This is a genomic window from Microcystis sp. LE19-10.1B, from assembly GCF_027530565.1.
Taxonomy (GTDB): domain Bacteria; phylum Cyanobacteriota; class Cyanobacteriia; order Cyanobacteriales; family Microcystaceae; genus Microcystis; species Microcystis aeruginosa.
This window is the reverse complement of record NZ_JAPZQM010000688.1, coordinates 1-2068: the sequence shown is the minus strand read 5'-3', so window position 1 is coordinate 2068 and position 2068 is coordinate 1. Positions and strand designations below refer to the sequence as shown.

1 protein-coding gene is annotated in these 2068 nt (G+C 46.8%); it reads left to right on the top strand.

Annotated elements, in window-relative coordinates; translation table 11 throughout:
* Positions 1 to 435 precede the first annotated feature (435 nt).
* Positions 436 to 1770 carry a DUF4335 domain-containing protein gene (locus tag O9332_RS24580; RefSeq protein WP_288027749.1) on the top strand — a complete coding sequence of 445 codons (1335 nt, stop codon included), beginning with the start codon at positions 436 to 438 and terminating at the stop codon, positions 1768 to 1770.
* The last annotated feature ends 298 nt before the right edge of the window (positions 1771 to 2068 follow it).

Here is a 2068-nt window from a genome sequence, read left to right as displayed (position 1 = left end):
TCAAAAACCTTGCATTATCCTTCTTGTAGTACATCGCTTGGTACAAAAAACAAGGGCAACAAAGCCTAAAACGACCGACTCCTGACGACCGGCTACTGACTCCTACCCCCAGGAAAAACTTTTTCAGCAGACCCTATTTATTCTTCCTAGTTCATAATTCATAATTCATAATTCGTGTCTGCTGAATAATGGTAAAACCCTTTTAAAATAAGGCTTTTGACCTGTTAAAATCCGATGTTAGTGCCAAAAAATCGGATTGGGACCATCAAAAACCTTGCATTATCCTTATTATAGTACATAAGTTGGTACAAAAAAGAGAGGGCAACAAAGCCTGAAACTCCCGACTCCCGACTCCCGGCTCCTGTCTCCTGACTCCTGACTCCTGACTCCTTACCCCACAGTTAACTTTACTTTTGTCCAACTACTTAACTAAAAATGAGTAATCTAATTCGCAAATATACACCCCCCACCTGTACCCTAGAAATTTGGGGAAATAGTTCGCCCCTAGCGGTTTGGCTGGGTAAAAATGTCTTAAACGATGCCCACTTTCAATTGCGCTTTGATGATCCTAGATTGAGTGAGGAAAAACAGGTGACGATCAAAGGCGATCGCACACAATTACAACTCCTAGGGGAAATTGTCGCTAATTATGTGCAGAATTTACTCTCTAGTCCCGTTTCTACCCTCTCTTTCGTGGCTAGTGGTTCCCCCGAAAGCCATCTCCCCTCCTTACCCTCTCTCCGTTGTCAGGGACTTCTGCAGCATCAATTATTTTTAGGTTCCCTGCTAACCGATCAGGATAAACAGGAGATCGAATTAACCACATCGCAATTATTCGATCTAGCCAATGCTTTAGGGGAATATAACCATGAAAGCCCCCTAATACCCCCATTAATTCGCCAGAAAACTCGAAAAAATGCCCTGATGTGGACGGGATTAATCGCCTCAGCCCTAATAACTATCGGGGGAATAGCGATCGCATTTTATCAACAGCAAGAATTGGCCAACAATGATTTAACCACTGATCCCAATAGTGCCAAGATTCCCCAACCCTTGCCAACGCTGCCTTTACCCCCCACGGGAACGGCCGCCCCAAACCCGCAGTTACCGGCAAATTTGGGCAATAAAACCCCTTTACCGCCACCGCCACCCGTGGGAACCGTTCCAGCCCCAGTTCGGCCCTCTAGCGTCCCCCTGGTGATTCCGCCGCCCACTTTACCGCCGCCACCAGTCACAGGTTCGCGTCCCGGCGGCACGGCGATCATAATTGAACCGAATAATCAGAACATCCCGATTACTGCCCCCCCCGTCACCAGCACTCAGGGTACAAATGCACTGACAAATGTTCCCCCCACCACGATGAATCCGAGTCCAGCACCGCCAAAATTGCCCAATTTACCGCCTATAAGCCCTATTAACCCCGACAATGCCAATTTAGACCCCAAACCGCCCACAAGCACCGCTAAAGCCCCAGAGACGAACTTACTAGATACAATTCCCCAAGTGGCAGAAACCAGAGAATATTTTCAATCCCGTTGGCAACCGCCGGAAAGTCTCAAGCATACTCTAGAGTACCGTTTGGTCTTAAATCAGGATGGTTCCCTAAAACAGATTATTCCCCTGGGACAGGCGGCGAAAATCTATCTCGATCGCACTAATATGCCCCTGCTTAATCAACCTTTTGTTTCTCCCCTCGATATCTCTGGTAATCCCCAATTGCGTCTGGTTCTTGGTTCTGATGGTACGGTGCGGACCTTTATGGAACAGTAATAGGCTGTACTGCATTTAAGTAGCTGGTTATAATTAAATTAAAAATTGATTTTAGGTTCGATCCCCCCTGCCCCCCTTGATAAGGGGGGTGCCGATAGGCGGGGGGATCCCCCTTAATAAGGGGGGCATCTGATAATTTTTAACGCCTACCTACTTAATTAGGGTCTGCTGAATAAATCTAAAAACCTTGTTGGATAAGACTTTTGGACTTTTTTCCCCTCAAAAAGTGCCAGCCATTGCGGGGATCGGGGGAAAATTCAGGTACTTTTTCCCTGAAAATTAGGTAGTTGACCACCTC